17 protein-coding genes are annotated in these 14,778 nt (G+C 59.5%); 7 read left to right on the forward strand and 10 right to left on the reverse strand.

Annotated elements, in window-relative coordinates; translation table 11 throughout:
• Nucleotide 1: 1 nt before the first annotated feature.
• The 4 genes from PseuLF5_RS26195 to PseuLF5_RS26210 form a co-directional block, all read right to left on the reverse strand.
• On the reverse strand, nucleotides 2-943 hold the full coding sequence (locus PseuLF5_RS26195) for a MerR family transcriptional regulator (RefSeq protein WP_123463057.1): 942 nt from the start codon (nucleotides 941-943) through the stop codon (nucleotides 2-4).
• The gene (locus tag PseuLF5_RS26200) at nucleotides 943-1,905 is read right to left on the reverse strand and encodes a YbgA family protein (protein WP_123463059.1); all 963 of its coding nucleotides are present in this window, start codon (nucleotides 1,903-1,905) and stop codon (nucleotides 943-945) included. Before PseuLF5_RS26200 ends, PseuLF5_RS26195 begins: the two co-directional genes overlap by 1 nt.
• A gap of 178 nt (nucleotides 1,906-2,083) precedes the next feature.
• Nucleotides 2,084-2,302: a TIGR02450 family Trp-rich protein gene (locus PseuLF5_RS26205; protein WP_123463061.1), complete on the reverse strand. Its 219-nt coding sequence runs from the start codon at nucleotides 2,300-2,302 to the stop codon at nucleotides 2,084-2,086.
• Nucleotides 2,299-3,285 carry an NAD(P)/FAD-dependent oxidoreductase gene (locus tag PseuLF5_RS26210; protein ID WP_123463063.1) on the reverse strand — a complete coding sequence of 329 codons (987 nt, stop codon included), beginning with the start codon at nucleotides 3,283-3,285 and terminating at the stop codon, nucleotides 2,299-2,301. Before PseuLF5_RS26210 ends, PseuLF5_RS26205 begins: the two co-directional genes overlap by 4 nt.
• Nucleotides 3,286-3,482: 197 nt before the next feature.
• Here PseuLF5_RS26210 and PseuLF5_RS26215 point away from each other — a divergent pair, with 197 nt between their 5' ends.
• Both PseuLF5_RS26215 and hemH read left to right on the forward strand, forming a co-directional pair.
• On the forward strand, nucleotides 3,483-4,385 hold the full coding sequence (locus tag PseuLF5_RS26215; protein WP_322375591.1) for a TIGR01777 family oxidoreductase: 903 nt from the start codon (nucleotides 3,483-3,485) through the stop codon (nucleotides 4,383-4,385).
• A 13-nt stretch (nucleotides 4,386-4,398) separates the two neighbouring features.
• Nucleotides 4,399-5,424 carry a ferrochelatase gene (gene hemH, locus PseuLF5_RS26220; RefSeq protein WP_123463067.1) on the forward strand — a complete coding sequence of 342 codons (1,026 nt, stop codon included), beginning with the start codon at nucleotides 4,399-4,401 and terminating at the stop codon, nucleotides 5,422-5,424.
• A 101-nt stretch (nucleotides 5,425-5,525) separates the two neighbouring features.
• Here the strand turns inward: hemH and PseuLF5_RS26225 are convergent, their stop codons facing one another.
• Entirely contained in the window at nucleotides 5,526-6,800 is a 1,275-nt protein-coding gene (locus PseuLF5_RS26225) for a uracil-xanthine permease family protein (RefSeq protein WP_186747995.1), read from the reverse strand.
• A 2-nt stretch (nucleotides 6,801-6,802) separates the two neighbouring features.
• Entirely contained in the window at nucleotides 6,803-7,441 is a 639-nt protein-coding gene (upp, locus tag PseuLF5_RS26230) for a uracil phosphoribosyltransferase (RefSeq protein ID WP_123463070.1), read from the reverse strand.
• A 175-nt stretch (nucleotides 7,442-7,616) separates the two neighbouring features.
• Between upp and PseuLF5_RS26235 the strand changes: the two genes are divergently transcribed.
• The 3 genes from PseuLF5_RS26235 (at nucleotide 7,617) to PseuLF5_RS26245 (ending at nucleotide 9,183) form a co-directional block, all read left to right on the forward strand.
• A complete protein-coding gene (locus PseuLF5_RS26235; protein ID WP_123463072.1) occupies nucleotides 7,617-8,174 on the forward strand; it encodes a hypoxanthine-guanine phosphoribosyltransferase in 558 nt (185 codons plus the stop codon).
• Between the two features lie 178 nt (nucleotides 8,175-8,352).
• Nucleotides 8,353-8,832, forward strand: a complete 480-nt coding sequence (locus PseuLF5_RS26240; RefSeq protein WP_128614482.1) for a hypothetical protein — start codon at nucleotides 8,353-8,355, stop codon at nucleotides 8,830-8,832.
• A gap of 63 nt (nucleotides 8,833-8,895) precedes the next feature.
• On the forward strand, nucleotides 8,896-9,183 hold the full coding sequence (locus tag PseuLF5_RS26245; protein WP_123463076.1) for a PA4642 family protein: 288 nt from the start codon (nucleotides 8,896-8,898) through the stop codon (nucleotides 9,181-9,183).
• Nucleotides 9,184-9,308: 125 nt separating this feature from the next.
• On the opposite strand, the gene mqo is transcribed toward PseuLF5_RS26245, so the two are convergent.
• Both mqo and PseuLF5_RS26255 read right to left on the reverse strand, forming a co-directional pair.
• Nucleotides 9,309-10,817, reverse strand: a complete 1,509-nt coding sequence (gene mqo / locus PseuLF5_RS26250; RefSeq protein ID WP_123463077.1) for a malate dehydrogenase (quinone) — start codon at nucleotides 10,815-10,817, stop codon at nucleotides 9,309-9,311.
• 706 nt (nucleotides 10,818-11,523) lie between these two features.
• Entirely contained in the window at nucleotides 11,524-11,757 is a 234-nt protein-coding gene (locus PseuLF5_RS26255; RefSeq protein ID WP_123463079.1) for a hypothetical protein, read from the reverse strand.
• A 205-nt stretch (nucleotides 11,758-11,962) separates the two neighbouring features.
• Here PseuLF5_RS26255 and PseuLF5_RS26260 point away from each other — a divergent pair, with 205 nt between their 5' ends.
• Nucleotides 11,963-12,547, forward strand: coding sequence for a YajG family lipoprotein (locus tag PseuLF5_RS26260; RefSeq protein ID WP_123463081.1), 585 nt, complete (start codon nucleotides 11,963-11,965; stop codon nucleotides 12,545-12,547).
• Nucleotides 12,548-12,813: 266 nt separating this feature from the next.
• Here PseuLF5_RS26260 and PseuLF5_RS26265 read toward each other — a convergent pair whose 3' ends face one another.
• The gene (locus PseuLF5_RS26265) at nucleotides 12,814-13,020 is read right to left on the reverse strand and encodes a hypothetical protein (RefSeq protein WP_123463209.1); all 207 of its coding nucleotides are present in this window, start codon (nucleotides 13,018-13,020) and stop codon (nucleotides 12,814-12,816) included.
• A gap of 193 nt (nucleotides 13,021-13,213) precedes the next feature.
• Here PseuLF5_RS26265 and PseuLF5_RS26270 point away from each other — a divergent pair, with 193 nt between their 5' ends.
• The gene (locus PseuLF5_RS26270) at nucleotides 13,214-13,492 is read left to right on the forward strand and encodes a hypothetical protein (RefSeq protein ID WP_123463083.1); all 279 of its coding nucleotides are present in this window, start codon (nucleotides 13,214-13,216) and stop codon (nucleotides 13,490-13,492) included.
• A gap of 91 nt (nucleotides 13,493-13,583) precedes the next feature.
• Here PseuLF5_RS26270 and PseuLF5_RS26275 read toward each other — a convergent pair whose 3' ends face one another.
• A complete protein-coding gene (locus PseuLF5_RS26275; protein WP_177490484.1) occupies nucleotides 13,584-14,747 on the reverse strand; it encodes a 1-acyl-sn-glycerol-3-phosphate acyltransferase in 1,164 nt (387 codons plus the stop codon).
• Between the last annotated feature and the right edge of the window lie 31 nt (nucleotides 14,748-14,778).

Consider the following 14,778-nt stretch of genomic DNA (forward strand, 5'->3'; position numbering starts at 1 on the left):
ATTAAATCAACCCACGCTGAAGCAGTGCCTGGTGTGCCGATAACGGATCTTCGGCCAGGTACAAATCAGCGATCTCGGTGGTTCTTACGGACAACTCGGCGTGGTGGATGCATACCGTTGGTCCGGCGATCATTGTTGTGCAATTAATGCCATTCAACAGCTTTGGCAACTGCGCCAGGTTCATCGCTTTGCTGGAGTACAGCAGCACGCCACGGGCCTGCAGGTGCTCGACAGTCAAGGCCAGTTCGCCGGGCGGCAGCGGCCAGTCAAATACTTGCACCGGGCAATCGGTACTGCTGATCAGCCACGCGCATAGCCACAGATGAGGTTCCATGTGCAGGTCTGATTGGTTGATCAAGAGCAACGGTGCGGAATGCAACTGACGGTTGTTATGGTAGATGCGTGCGCCGAATTTGCTGCGTAACCAGGAATAAAAGAATGTGCGCTCCATCTGCGCACCGAACTGTCCCTGCCAGCGTTGTTCGAGTTCGGCCAACAGTGGCATCAGCAATTGCTCGCACAGGGTGCGCGGCGGATACAGCGCCATCGCCTGATTGACGCTGTCATCGAGGGTACGTTCGTTAAGGCGGGTGACGGCGTTCAGCAGGGTCTGGCGCAGCAGGTGCCAATCGTTTTCCACGACTTCGCCGGACGCTGGCGCGGTGTCGAGCAGCGGCTTGACCTGGCTGACGGCGACGCCACGGTTAAGCCAGGTGAGGATGGTCAGAATCCGTTGCACATGCTCGGCGCTGTACAGTCGATGGCCTTTGGGCGTGCGCTGCGGCACGACCAGCCCGTAACGGCGCTCCCATGCCCGCAGAGTGATCGCGTTGACGCCGGTCTGCCGCGCCACCTCGCGAATCGGCAACCAGCCCTCATCAAGGGCTTTCTTGAAGTCGGCGCCGAGGTCTTCCTGGGCGCTGGTGTCGGGTTTATCGTTCATTAAATGGCGTTTCGCAGGCTGAGGTTTTCCGGATGCGGTTGCAGGTAAACCTGCTGCGCAATGTACGGATCCGGATGGAGTCGGAAGTGATGCTTGAGCAGCGTCAGCGGGACTACCAGCGGCACGATGCCGAGGCGGTACTGGCCGATGATGTGTTGCACTTCCTGTTTTTCATCGGCACTGATTGCCTGTTTCAGGTAACCGCTGATGTGCAGCAGAACGTTGCTGTGGGTGCCGCGTGTGGCGCATTTTTTCAACGCCTGCATCAGCTCGCTGAAGTAGCGCGGACCGAGTTCGGCAGGGTCGTTGTTCGCCATGTTGCCCAACAGTTTGCCGAGCGCTTTGTATTGCACCGGGTTGTGGGCCATCAGCAGGTATTTGTAGCGCGAATGAAACTCGGTGAGCGCGCGCCGGCTCAGCCCCTGTTCGAGCAGGTGCTGCCACGCGCTGTAGGCGAAGACGCGGGTAATGAAGTTCTCGCGCAGCACCGGGTCGTTCAGGCGTCCGGCTTCTTCCACCGGCAGGTCCGGGTGTTCGGCGCAGAATGCCTGGGCATAGATGCCACGGCCGCCACCGTTCACCGGTGCGCCGTTGGCTTGATAGACCTTGACCCGCTCCAGGCCACACGACGGTGACTGCTGCATGAAGATATAGCCGCAGATGTCATTGAGTTCGCCGGCCATTTTCTGACCGTACGCGGCGAGGGGTTCGGTGACGTTGATCGACGGGTTGACCGTGCCGATCGCCTCGGGCTGATCGGGATTGCCCACCAGCCGAATCGGCTCGCGAGGAATGCCCAGGCCGATGGCCACTTCCGGGCAGACCGGGATGAAGTCGAAATATTCCGTGAGGGTCCGGCTGCACAAGCGCGATTCCTTGTGTCCGCCGTTGTAACGCACTTCAGCACCCATCAGGCAGGCACTGATCGCGATTTTTGGCCGGGATGAGGAAAGATCGGACATGAACACCTCGAAGCTAAACCTGTACAGTGGACTTTATCTGTACAACATGTGCTTAGCATAGATTCAAAGGTGTACAAGTCAAACTATTTGTATAAGTTTTTGCAGGAGGCGCTGTAGATTCCGATCTTATGGTCAATCTCCAGGATTACGATCAGACGATTGCAGCCTTTGGCAGCGCCTAGAGTTGCCAGCCGAATTTCCAGTGGGCGGGGTTTTGCAGGGCCTGCCAGTCGAGTCGTTCGGTGCGCTTGGTCAGCACCGCCTGCAGTTCGACGGCCAGTACTGTGCCTTCCTCGTCGCGGAACAACTCGGTGACCAGAAAATGTTTTTCACGATTTTGCGGGTGAGCTGCTGTCCATTTCGACAGCAGCAGCTTCTGCGGATTGATTCGATTCATTGCAGATGTTCGTGCAAGCGTCTTGCAGCCTCCTGACCACTGAGCCAGGCACCTTCCACGCGGCCGGACAGGCACCAGTCACCACAGGCGTACAAGCCCAGATCGGCATCGGCCAGCGTACCCCATTCATGGCTGGTGGCCGGACGGGCATAGAGCCAGCGGTGGGCGAGGCTGAACGTGGGCGCGGGCATCGCGCTGTGCAACAGTTCGGCAAAGGCACCGTGCAATTGCTCGATCACCGCTTCCTTGGACAGGTCGATGTGTTGCCGGCTCCAGGCGCTGGTGGCGTGCAGCACCCAGGTGTCGAGGGTGTTGTCGCGTCCGGGTTTACTGCGGTTGCGCGCCAGCCAGTCGAGTGGGCTGTCCTGAACGAAGCAGCCCTCGATGGGCGTATCCAGCGGAGTTTCGAAGGCAAGGGCGACAGCCCAGGTCGGGTCCATTTTCACCCCGGCGGCGGCGCCGGCGAGTTTCGGCGCAGCGGCCAGCAAGGCCGTGGCTTGCGGTGCCGGCGTGGCGATCACGACATGGCTGAAGGGGCCGTGAGTGAATCCCTCGGCATCCTGCAGGTGCCAGTGTTGTTCGCCGCGATAGACCTCGGTGATCCGACAGGCGAAATGCACTTCCAGCCCTTCGAGCAGGCCGCGGGTGATGGCGCTCATGCGTGGCGAACCGACCCAGCGCGTCTGCTCGTCCGGCGACAGATTCAGTTGCCCGCCATGGAAGGTATAGAGCTGCGGTGTCCACTCGGCGACCCAGCCCTGGCTTTGCCAGCGCTGCACCTCGGTGACGAAGCGCCGGTCGCGGGCGGTGAAATATTGCGCGCCCATGTCCAGCGAACCGGCGTCGCTGCGTTTGCTCGACATGCGTCCGCCGCTGCCGCGACTTTTATCGAACAACTGGACGGTGTGCCCGGTCTCTGTCAGAGCCTGGGCCGCCGAAAGTCCGGCGATGCCGGTGCCGATGATTGCGATAGGTACAGTCATAGGGGCCTCGTTTACCTTTCTGTACAGACTACGCCGTGATTGAAACCTGTACAATTTTGTTTTTTGGTATAACTTCTAGCGTTCTCGTTCTGGCAGCTTGGCCTATGGTTAAACAATAGAGCCTGCCCGTACGAAAAGATCCCTGCTTATAAAAATAGACTAGTGATCCGGGTAAAACGCCACGCGAGGAAGATGTCATGCACATATTGCTGACCGGCGGTACTGGTTTGATAGGACGTCAGCTCTGCCGGCATTGGTCGCAGCAGGGGCATCGCCTGACCGTGTGGAGCCGTCGCCCGGAAAAAGTCGCGCAACGTTGCGGCGCGCAGGTGCGTGGCATCGCGCGTCTGGAGGACCTGGGCGAGGAGCCTGTGGATGTCATCGTCAATCTCGCCGGTGCGCCGATTGCCGATCGACTCTGGACCCATCGGCGCAAGGCGCTGTTGTGGAGCAGTCGGATCACGCTCACGGAAACCTTGCTGGCCTGGCTTGAAGCGCGAACGCAGAAACCTGCGCTGCTGATTTCGGGCTCGGCGATAGGCTGGTACGGCGATGGCGGCGAGCGCGAGTTGACTGAAGAGTCGCCACCGGTGATCGACGATTTCGCCAGCCAGCTGTGCATCGCCTGGGAGGAAACCGCGCAACGTGCCGAAGCGTTTGGCGTGCGCGTGGTGCTGGTACGAACCGGTCTGGTGCTGTCGGCCGAGGGCGGCTTTTTGTCGCGGCTGCTGCTGCCGTTCAAGCTTGGACTGGGCGGGCCTTTGGGCAATGGCCGGCAGTGGATGCCGTGGATTCATATCGAGGATCAAATCGCCTTGATTGATTTTCTTCTGCACCGCGATCAGGCCCGTGGTCCTTATAATGCGTGCGCGCCGAAACCGGTGCGCAATCGCGAATTTGCCAAGACGCTGGGCAGCGTGTTGCACCGCCCGGCGTTCATGCCGATGCCGACCCTGGCCTTGAAGGTCGGTCTGGGCGAAATGTCTTTGCTGTTGCTGGGCGGCCAACGGGCGATGCCGGCACGCTTGCTGGAAGCGGGCTTCACTTTCCGGTTCACGGATTTACGCGCGGCTCTGGATGATCTCTCCAGCCGCCTCTGAAATAGGACGTTGCATGACCGATCACGCTTTGCTTCTGGTCAACCTGGGTTCTCCGGCCTCCACCTCGGTGGCCGATGTGCGCAGCTACCTCAATCAATTCCTGATGGACCCGTACGTGATCGACCTGCCGTGGCCGGTGCGGCGTCTGTTGGTGTCGCTGATCCTGATCAAGCGCCCCGAGCAGTCGGCCCATGCCTATGCCTCGATCTGGTGGGAGGAAGGCTCGCCACTGGTGGTGCTCAGTCGCCGTCTGCAACAGCAGATGACAACGCAATGGAGCCACGGGCCAGTGGAGCTGGCGATGCGTTACGGCGAGCCGTCGATTGAAACACGGTTGCTGCAACTGGTTGCGGCAGGGCACAAGCGCATCACCCTGGCGCCGCTTTATCCACAGTTCGCTGACAGCACGACGACCACCGTGATCGAAGAAGCCCGGCGCGTGATTCGCCAGAAGAACCTCGACGTGCAGCTGTCGGTGCTGCAACCGTTTTACGATCAGCCGGAATACATCGAGGCCTTGGCCGCCAGCGCCAGACCGCACTTGCAGCAGGATTACGATCACCTGTTGCTGAGCTTCCATGGCTTGCCGGAGCGGCATCTGACCAAGCTCGATCCGACCGGCAATCATTGCTTCAAGAATCAAGACTGCTGCAAGAACGCATCACCGGCAGTGCTGGCGACCTGTTATCGCGCGCAATGCCTGCGTACAGCGGCATTGTTCGCCGAGCGCATGGGCTTGCCGGATGGCAAGTGGTCGGTGTCGTTTCAGTCGCGCCTGGGTCGAGCGAAATGGATCGAACCCTACACTGAAGCGCGGCTGGACGAACTGGCGAAAAGTGGCGTGAAGAAAATTCTGGTGATGTGCCCGGCTTTTGTCGCCGACTGCATCGAGACGCTGGAAGAGATTGGCGATCGCGGCCAGGAACAGTTCCGCGAAGCGGGGGGCGAGGAGTTGGTGCTGGTGCCGTGCCTGAACGACGACCCGCAATGGGCGAAGGCGTTGGCAACCCTCTGCGAAAGAGCGCCGCTGGCCCTCTGAAAGTATCGTCAGCAGGCTTACTCCTACAGGTAGTGCGTTGACCTTGTAGGAGTGAGCCTGCTCGCGATAGCTATCTGTCAGGCAATAAAAATCTTCAGGCCTTAAATCAGCGGCTCATCCGCCTTCTTGTGCTTCCAGCTGTCATTGCCCGGCAGGATCAGGTTCAGCGCAATCGCCACCACCGCGCACAGCGCGATGCCTTTGAGGCCGAAGTCGTCCGGGCCAGTCCCGGTGCCGACCAGCACACCGCCAATCCCGAATACCAGGGTCACCGAGACGATCACCAGATTGCGCGCTTCGCCCAGGTCGATCTTGTGACGGATCAGGGTGTTCATCCCCACCGCCGCGATCGAGCCGAACAACAGGCACAGAATCCCGCCCATCACCGGCACCGGAATGCTCTGCAGCAGCGCGCCGAACTTGCCGATGAACGCCAGGCTGATGGCGAAGATCGCCGCCCAGGTCATGATTTTCGGGTTGTAGTTCTTGGTCAGCATCACGGCGCCAGTCACTTCTGCGTAAGTGGTGTTTGGCGGGCCGCCAAACAGACCGGCGGCGGTGGTGGCAATGCCGTCACCGAGCAAGGTGCGATGCAGGCCCGGCTTCTTCAGGTAATCGCGACCGGTCACGCTGCCGACTGCAATCACGCCGCCGATGTGCTCAATGGCCGGAGCCAGTGCCACCGGAACGATGAACAGAATCGCCTGCCAGTTGAACTCCGGCGCGGTGAAGTGCGGGATCGCAAACCATGGCGCGGCAGCAATCTTCGCGGTGTCGACTACGCCGAAATAGAACGCCATGGCAAAACCGACCAGTACACCGGAAATGATCGGCACCAGGCGGAAGATGCCTTTACCGAACACCGCCACGATCAACGTGGTCAGCAGCGCTGGCATCGAGATCATCATCGCGGTCTGGTAGTGGATCAGTTCAGCACCATCGCCAGCCTTGCCCATTGCCATGTTCGCGGCAATCGGCGCCATGGCCAGGCCGATGGAAATGATCACCGGACCAATCACCACCGGCGGCAGCAAGCGGTCGATAAAACCGGTGCCTTTGATCTTCACGGCCAGGCCGAGGAAGGTGTAGACGAAACCGGCCGCCATCACGCCGCCCATGGTCGCGGCGAGGCCGAACTGGCCCTTGGCGAGAATGATCGGGGTGATGAACGCGAAGCTCGACGCCAGAAACACTGGCACCTGACGCCCGGTGACGATCTGGAACAGAATCGTCCCCAGACCCGCGGTGAACAGTGCCACGTTCGGGTCAAGGCCGGTGATCAGCGGCATCAGCACCAGGGCGCCGAAAGCCACGAACAGCATCTGGGCGCCGGAGAGCACCGTGCGCCAGAGCGGATCGTTGAACTCTTGCTGCATGGTTACGCGTCCTTCTGCTTGGTGCCGAAGATCTTGTCACCGGCGTCGCCAAGTCCAGGAATGATGTAACCGTGCTCGTTCAAGCGCTCATCAATGGACGCGGTGTAGATGGTCACGTCCGGGTGAGCCTGTTCGACGGCAGCAATGCCTTCCGGCGCGGCGACCAGCACCATTGCGCGGATGTCCTTGCAACCGGCTTTCTTCAGCAGGTCGATGGTCGCGACCATCGAGCTGCCGGTGGCGAGCATCGGGTCGATGATCATCGCCAGGCGTTCGTCGATTTCCGGAACCAGTTTTTCCAGATAGGTGTGCGCTTGCAGGGTTTCTTCGTTGCGGGCCACGCCCACAGCGGAAACCTTGGCGCCCGGGATCAGGCTCAGCACGCCTTCGAGCATGCCGATGCCGGCGCGCAGGATCGGCACGACGGTGATCTTCTTGCCGGCGATTTTCTCGACCGACACGGTGCCGCACCAACCCGGGATATCGTAGGATTCGAGCGGCAAATCTTTTGTAGCTTCATAGGTCAACAGTGCGCCGACTTCCTGAGCGAGCTCGCGGAAATTCTTGGTGCTGATATCGGCACGGCGCATCAGGCCGAGTTTATGACGGATCAGCGGATGGCGGATCTCGAGGATGGGCATGGAAAAACTCCGGCGGCGGGCAAAAAAACCGGCCTAGATTAATCTATCCGAGGGTGATGTCCTATAGGACATACAGTACGTTAGTCCATAAAGGCTTGATTCGGCCGTGCGAGATGCGTACCTTTGCCCGCTTTTCGCGGCTATACCCCCCGCCAACCACCCCCCGGAGAGCGCCATGTCCGCTGATCTCGAGCATATCCGTCAAGTCATGCGAGAGGCTGACTGCCTGTACACCGAAGCTGAAGTCGAGGCTGCCATTGCCCGCGTCGGTGCACACATCAACGAACAACTGGCCGAGAGCAACCCTGTGGTGTTCTGCGTGATGAACGGTGGCCTGATCTTCTCCGGCAAACTGCTGACTCATCTGCAGTTCCCGCTGGAAGCGTCCTACCTGCACGCGACCCGCTATCGCAATGAAACCAGCGGTGGCGACCTGTTCTGGAAAGCCAAGCCGGAAGTCTCGTTCATCGACCGCGACGTGCTGATCATCGACGACATCCTCGATGAAGGTCACACCCTGGGCGCGATCATCGACTTCTGCAAACACGCCGGCGCGCGCAAAGTGCACACCGCCGTGCTGATCGACAAGGATCACGACCGCAAGGCGCGTCCTGACCTGAAAGCCGATTTCGTCGGCCTGCCATGCGTTGACCGTTACATCTTCGGTTACGGCATGGACTACAAAGGCTACTGGCGCAACGCCAACGGGATCTTCGCCGTTAAAGGCATGTAAGAAACCTGCACTATCCCCTGTGGGAGTGAGCCTGCCCGCGATAGCGGTCTGTCAGCAACGTTAATGTTGACTGATACGACGCTATCGCGGGCAGGCTCACTCCTACAGTTGTTTTGTGTGTGCTGATCCATCCGCGACACCCATGCTAGAGTGCTCGGCCCCGCCCCCGGAGCCTGTCATGCGCCTCTTGATCCGCAGCCTTGCCGCCCTGTTATTGACCCTCAGCCTGCCGCTGTCCGCCGCGCCGATGCACAGTCAGTTCCTGCCGCCGGACGACTTGACCCTGCGCGATGCCGAGCCCGAGCAGCAACAACTGTTGCAAGTCACCGATTATTCCGTGGTCGTGGGCGCGCAACGTCAGTCCAATCAGCAACCCATACCGGTGACCTCGTCGCTGATGATCCGCCTTAAAGGCAAATCGCTGAACAAAGGCGCGACTGTCAATCAAGTGCTCGTCAGTTTCGACGGTGAAAGCAAAAGCCTGAAAAAACCGGTGTATGACGATAAAAGCAAAACCCTGACGCTGTTTTACCCACTGGCGCAGTACCGCGTGGTGATTGATCTGTTGCGCAACGATACTGTGTATGTGCAATTCCTCAGCTACGCCAACGGCCATATCTGGGCCGATTTGCACACTGGCAGCGTGCGCGCGCGTTGAGCCCGGTGGCAGGGCAGGGGTAAACTGCCCGCCCCGTGTAATGTCTGCGAGCTGGAGTCGGCAATGCGTAAAGATAAGAAACAGGTGATTGGTGACGAGATCGGCGATGAGCAGATCAAGCTGTTCCTCGATTTTGAACCGGTCGACGCCACTTCGCCGTCGCTGCACAAACTGGTCAAGGCTTACCGTGGTTTGCGCATCGACGATTTCGAGCGCTTTCTGACGTTCTTCGTTGAAGCTGGCTATGACGTGGATGGCAAGGATGAGCAGGGCAAGACCTTCGTTGATCTGATTGCCGATCAGCGTAACGCTCAGGACTATATCGAACTGATCAACAAGTCACGCACCTGAGATTTCCCGATACCTGTGGCGACGGTTCGCTAAATCCCCTCGCCACAAAGGTCCGGGTTTCAAATTTCAGGCATAAAAAAACGCCCCGCACTCACTGAGTACGGGGCGTTTTTTATGCGGCGCGATCAAGCGAAGCTTGGGGTCTCGCTGCTTTCTTCAACCAGTTCCAGGGCAATGTTGTTCTGCGTGTTGATCTTGCGATACAGCGCAGCATCGGTTTCCAGAACCTTCTCGCGGGCCGGGAAGATCTCTGCCAGTTTGGCAGCCCATTCACCCTTGGCCTTGGCCGGGAAGCATTTCTCGATCAGTTCCAGCATGATCGAAACGGTCACCGAGGCTCCTGGCGAAGCACCGAGCAGCGCGGCGAGGGAACCGTCCTTGGCCGCGACCAGTTCGGTACCGAATTGCAGGATGCCGCCCTTTTTCGGGTCTTTCTTGATGATCTGCACCCGTTGGCCGGCCACTTCCAGGCGCCAGTCTTCGGCTTTCGCCTGCGGGTAGAAACGGCGCAGGGAATCCAGACGCTGCTCCATCGACTGCATCACTTCGCTGACGAGGTACTTGGTCAGGTCCATGTTGTTTTTTGCCACCGCCAGCATCGGCCCGATGTTGCCGGCGCGAACCGACAGCGGCAGGTCCATGAAGGAGCCGTGCTTGAGGAACTTGGTGGTGAAGCCGGCGTATGGCCCGAACAGTAGGGACTTCTTGCCGTCGACCACGCGGGTGTCCAGGTGCGGCACGGACATTGGTGGCGAACCCACGGCCGCCTGGCTGTAAACCTTGGCCTGGTGCTGCTTGACCACTTCCGGGTTGTCGCAACGCAGCCACTGGCCGCTGATCGGGAAGCCGCCGAAGCCTTTGCTCTCTTCGATGCCCGAGGCCTGCAGCAACGGCAGCGCCGCGCCACCGGCGCCGAGGAAGACGAACCTGGCGTCGACTTCACGGCTGCTGCCGCTGTTGACGTCCTTGATGCTGACGGTCCAGCCGTTGCCGTTGCGCTTGAGACCGGTGACGCGCTTGCAGTATTTGACTTGCGTGTCGGGTGCGCTGGTCAGGTGCTTGAGCAACTGATTGGTCAGGGCGCCGAAGTTGACGTCGGTGCCGTTCATCACGCGGGTCGCGGCGAGGACTTCGTCCGGCGAGCGGCCCGGCATCATCAGCGGCATCCACTCGGCCATTTTGGCCTTGTCTTCGGTGTACTCCATGTCGGCGAAGGCGTGGTGCTTGTGCAGAACCTCGAAACGCTCCTTGAGGAAGGAAACGCCTTTGTCGCCCTGGACGAAACTCAGGTGTGGCACCGGGCTGATGAACGACTTGCACGAGCCGAAGGTGCCTTTTTTGGTCAGGTACGACCAGAACTGCTTGGACACTTCGAACTGGGTGTTGATGTGCACGGCTTTCTTGATGTCGACGGTGCCGTCGGCAGCCTGCGGGGTGTAGTTCAGCTCGCACAGGCCGGCGTGGCCGGTACCGGCGTTGTTCCATGGGTTGGAACTCTCCGCGGCACCGGAATCCATCAGCTCGACGACTTCCAGCTTGATCGCGGGGTCGAGCTCTTTGAGCAGCACTGCCAGGGTGGCGCTCATGATGCCGGCCCCCACCAGAACTACGTCGACTGCTTCGTTATGCGCCATTTAACGCGTCTCCAAAATCTGCAGCACCAAATTGTCGGCATGGCTGCCAGGCATTCAGGGACAGGTCAATTGTGTCCCGGCTATCCGTGGTCAGGTTCGCCATGTCCGAATCTTCGCAATTTTTCGCAACTTCGACGGATGCAGGCGGCCTGGCTTCAAGAGTCACATGAACTCATTTCAGCACGTGGCTGGCAATTCGACTTATGGTCGAGACATCCGTTTTTGTGCAACCAAATCCGTAGCGGACAGGCTTCAGGCTCCGGTATTCGAGGTATATCCGGTCCTGTGTCGTTGGGCTGTTTCAGACGCTAATGGTGCATGTTCAGACGCAAAACTATTCATTTGCTCGCCACACTCTTGTGAAGTTGTGAAAACCCGTTTTTTTCACGCTCTTTTGAAGACGTGAACCTCAAAAAGGGCTGTCCCAGCCTGGCACCCTGCCCGCAAAGGCAAAACAACGCGGTGGCCGAGCGTATGACAGCTCTGCAGATTCGCGAAAAGCAGGGGTTTTGCCGGAAGAACAGGCAAGCGCGCCAACTTCACTCGATCTGTGTGGGCGGCTCTCTGTGGGCGGTTTTGATGTCGATGCATGCGCATTGACGCTGTCGCGGGGCCCGATCAGGAGACGTCCTTATAATCGGGGGGAGATTGTATCGAAGAAATGCGCGGTGTTGCTCGTGTTTAATGACTTTTATTAGGCATCCGGTCAGATGCTCAACATCGCCTGAGCACGTGCGCGGGGCTGCGACGGTATGACGCGGGCGCTGGCCGGCAGTGGCTGGTGCAACCAGTTGAGGCGGATTTCTTCGATTTCGACCCAGCCGTCGCCCATTGGCTGCAGGCTGCATTGCTTGAACGCCTGGCAATGGCCATTGCGATCGAGCAGGGCAAAGCTGCGGTGAAGTGGGCGTGGAGCGAACAACGAGATCAGATAACGCATGGCCGAGTACCTTGTTGGAGGACTGACTGCAAGGTTGCCGGCGGACCATGACGTCATGGTGTATAGGCAGTGAAGAATGTGTGACAGGAACCGCGTTCGACAGGGTTTGTCAGACATTTCAGTATTCATGGTGTGACGCTGGTGACCCGCAGTGGCCCACCGCTATACTGCCGGCCTGTTTGTGCCTGATTCTGGAGATAAGAGCATGTTGCAACGCCTGTTGTTCGGTTTGATCACTGTGGCCGGTTTGACACTGGCCGGCTGCGCCCACAGCCCGCAACAACTGAGTCCGGAGCCGAAGCTGACCACGCAACTGGCACCGGTCGGTCGTGGCCAGCCAGTCATCGTGCGCGTGGTTGACGGTCGTCCGTCGCCAACCCTGGGCACCCGTGGCGGCCTGTACCCGGAAACCAGCGCCATCACCGTGCAGCGCGAGCAGATTCTGCCGAAGCTGCAGGCTCAGGCGGAAGCGGCCGTACGTTTGCTCGGCTTTACCCCGACCAACAACGCGCCTAACGCTCCACAACTGACCGTGACCCTGGCCGAGCTGAAGTATCAATCGCCCAAAGAAGGCATGTACGTGACCGAAGCGACCATCGGTGCAACGTTCCGCTCCGACGTACAGAATGCCAATCGCCGTTACAGCGGTCGTTATGGTGCGTCGCTGGATCAGCGTTTCGGCATGGCGCCGAATCAGGAAACCAACACCAAACTGGTCAGCGACGTGTTGAGCGACGCCTTGACCCGTCTGTTCAAGGATCCGACCGTGGGCCAGATCCTCGCCGAATAAGTGTTCGGTAGATGTGAAAAAGCCCGGGGCCAGTGATGGTTTCGGGCTTTTTTGTGGGTGCAGAGTTTGAGAATTGTGGTGTCGGGAAGATCCTTTCCCCCTCACCCCAACCCTCTCCCTCAGGGGGCGAGGGGGAAAGGGAGCCGATTTGCGTTGTTCTTGAGGTCTACATTCACCTCGAAGTTTCAGGTCGATGTACCTCGACAGACAACCCGGTCAGTCCTCTCTCCCTCCGGGAGAGGGCCAGGGTGAGGGTGCTTTTGCTTTCAGGCTGCCTGCGAGTAGAAGTCGAGAACGCTGACACCCGTCAGCAAGTCGGTCTCGGGCAAATCCGCATGCTGATGCCCGCCGAGGGCGCAATACACCAGCCAATGGCGATCCTGCACATTGAAGGCGAGACCGCCGACGAGGCTCTGTTGTTCTTCGTAAGGGGTGATGAGGTACAGACGATCCTGGTTTTCAGCGTGAAGCATGTCGCGTTCCATGTGTGTTTCGAGGCGCGCAGGGTGGCGTATCCACATGACGAAGCCGTGACACAGGACAGCCATCGGTCGATTGTCGGGTTATTTGTCGCAAAGGGTAGGGTAGTGAAGGAGGCTTTCGGTAGAATCCGTGCCGCGGTCGTCGATCTGGCGCCTGCCACACCGATTTAGTCTGAGGTCTGTGATGTCGCTGCACTTGATGACGCTGTTTACCGCCCATCCCGCCAAATTGATCAACCTGCTGGCGCTGGCCCTGGCCTTTCCGGGCAGTTGGCTGCTGCACGCGACCCGTCGTCGTGAACAACGCGCCATGGCCAGCATCGCCGCGCAACGCCAGGCCTTGCCAGACGCCGAGCCGATTCTGGATTGGGCGACGTTGCGCATGAACCGGTTTTTCTATCGCTTCGGATTTGCCTGCCTCGGCCTGGCCCTGCTCATCTCCTGGATCAGCACCCGCTTCTGAAGTTGAGTACATGACCCTCGCCACAAAAGTATGAGGCAGGCATAAAAAAACGGCGCCCGAAGGCGCCGTTGTCGCGTCTGGTGCATGCCGCTTACAACGGCAACCCAGCCTTGACCCGGTACTGATTGCGCACCGGCGTCGCATATTGCAGCACCAGATACGGACGGTGCTCTTCAGGGCAGGCGTCCAGTCGGCTCTGCCACTCTTCCTGCGCCTTGGCCAGTTCATCGGCCGGGAACACCTCGGCGGCTTTCGGCACGTTCAGTTGCGGATCGGCATCCGCCCACATCGCATACGCCAGGTAATGCACCGGGAACAGGCGATACCCGCCGAGAATCTGCTTGTCCATCTCGATCGCCAATTGCTTGGTGTCTTCGAACAATTCAGTGATCGGCGCGGCAAAGTTCACGTGCACCCGGCCCTTGTAGCCGGTGATCCCCTTGGCAATGCTTACGTCATCCTCGCCCGGCGCCTTGGCGTAGGTGCCAGTGGTGGCACGGATGTACAGCTCGCGGGCCTTGGCCTGGTCGCACGGGTCGTATTCGTAGCTGATCGACACCGGGGTCAGGTTCAGCGACTGGATGACTTCGCCGAACGGCTCGTCCTTGCGGCTCATGTGGAACATCTTGAGGATCGCCGACTCGGTACGGTCGTCGCCGTCCTTGGCCCGGCCTTCGGCCTGCGCGATCCAGATCGACGCGCAATCGTTGCGGATCGAGTGGTTGATGTACGCCGACAGCAATTGGTACGCGGCCATTTTCTCGCGACGTCCGGTGATCGAACGATGCACGATGAAGCTCTTGTTCAGGCGCATCAGGTCGCTGACGAATGGCTTTTGCAGCAGGTTGTCGCCAATCGCGATGCGCGGGGTCGGCAGGCCGGCGTGGTACACGGCGTAGTTGACGAAGGCCGGGTCCATCACGATGTCACGATGGTTGGCGATAAACAGATAGGCACTGCCGGATTTGAATTGCTCGACACCGGTGTAGGTCACGCCGTCGGTGGCGCGCTCGATGGTGTGGTCGACGTAGAACTCGACTTTGTCCTGCAAAGTGGCCACCGAATTGACGTCGGCGAACTCACGACGCAAACGATGGGCTATAAGAGGTTTGAGCATCCAGCCGAAGGCACCGGCAAAACGCGGGAAGCGGAAGTGGGTGAGGATATCTAGAAACGCCTTGTCGCCGAGCAGTCGTGCCAGTACCGCAGGTACTTCGCTGTCGTCGTAAGGTCGGATGGCATCGAATTCGCCCATCATGCTCTCTTGTTGGAAACGGCTAGGGTAA

Source organism: Pseudomonas sp. LF-5, assembly GCF_037626295.1.
In the GTDB taxonomy this organism is placed as follows: Bacteria; Pseudomonadota; Gammaproteobacteria; order Pseudomonadales; family Pseudomonadaceae; genus Aquipseudomonas; species Aquipseudomonas monsensis.

What these genes read in the sequence shown, in the direction of transcription:
- PseuLF5_RS26195 (WP_123463057.1), bottom strand. Translation starts at nt 943, where the DNA reads ATGAACGATAAACCCGACACCAGCGCCCAGGAAGACCTCGGCGCCGAC.
- PseuLF5_RS26200 (WP_123463059.1), bottom strand. Translation starts at nt 1,905, where the DNA reads ATGTCCGATCTTTCCTCATCCCGGCCAAAAATCGCGATCAGTGCCTGC.
- PseuLF5_RS26205 (WP_123463061.1), bottom strand. Translation starts at nt 2,302, where the DNA reads ATGAATCGAATCAATCCGCAGAAGCTGCTGCTGTCGAAATGGACAGCA.
- PseuLF5_RS26210 (WP_123463063.1), bottom strand. Translation starts at nt 3,285, where the DNA reads ATGACTGTACCTATCGCAATCATCGGCACCGGCATCGCCGGACTTTCG.
- PseuLF5_RS26215 (WP_322375591.1), top strand. Translation starts at nt 3,483, where the DNA reads ATGCACATATTGCTGACCGGCGGTACTGGTTTGATAGGACGTCAGCTC.
- hemH (WP_123463067.1), top strand. Translation starts at nt 4,399, where the DNA reads ATGACCGATCACGCTTTGCTTCTGGTCAACCTGGGTTCTCCGGCCTCC.
- PseuLF5_RS26225 (WP_186747995.1), bottom strand. Translation starts at nt 6,800, where the DNA reads ATGCAGCAAGAGTTCAACGATCCGCTCTGGCGCACGGTGCTCTCCGGC.
- upp (WP_123463070.1), bottom strand. Translation starts at nt 7,441, where the DNA reads ATGCCCATCCTCGAGATCCGCCATCCGCTGATCCGTCATAAACTCGGC.
- PseuLF5_RS26235 (WP_123463072.1), top strand. Translation starts at nt 7,617, where the DNA reads ATGTCCGCTGATCTCGAGCATATCCGTCAAGTCATGCGAGAGGCTGAC.
- PseuLF5_RS26240 (WP_128614482.1), top strand. Translation starts at nt 8,353, where the DNA reads ATGCGCCTCTTGATCCGCAGCCTTGCCGCCCTGTTATTGACCCTCAGC.
- PseuLF5_RS26245 (WP_123463076.1), top strand. Translation starts at nt 8,896, where the DNA reads ATGCGTAAAGATAAGAAACAGGTGATTGGTGACGAGATCGGCGATGAG.
- mqo (WP_123463077.1), bottom strand. Translation starts at nt 10,817, where the DNA reads ATGGCGCATAACGAAGCAGTCGACGTAGTTCTGGTGGGGGCCGGCATC.
- PseuLF5_RS26255 (WP_123463079.1), bottom strand. Translation starts at nt 11,757, where the DNA reads ATGCGTTATCTGATCTCGTTGTTCGCTCCACGCCCACTTCACCGCAGC.
- PseuLF5_RS26260 (WP_123463081.1), top strand. Translation starts at nt 11,963, where the DNA reads ATGTTGCAACGCCTGTTGTTCGGTTTGATCACTGTGGCCGGTTTGACA.
- PseuLF5_RS26265 (WP_123463209.1), bottom strand. Translation starts at nt 13,020, where the DNA reads ATGCTTCACGCTGAAAACCAGGATCGTCTGTACCTCATCACCCCTTAC.
- PseuLF5_RS26270 (WP_123463083.1), top strand. Translation starts at nt 13,214, where the DNA reads ATGTCGCTGCACTTGATGACGCTGTTTACCGCCCATCCCGCCAAATTG.
- PseuLF5_RS26275 (WP_177490484.1), bottom strand. Translation starts at nt 14,747, where the DNA reads ATGGGCGAATTCGATGCCATCCGACCTTACGACGACAGCGAAGTACCT.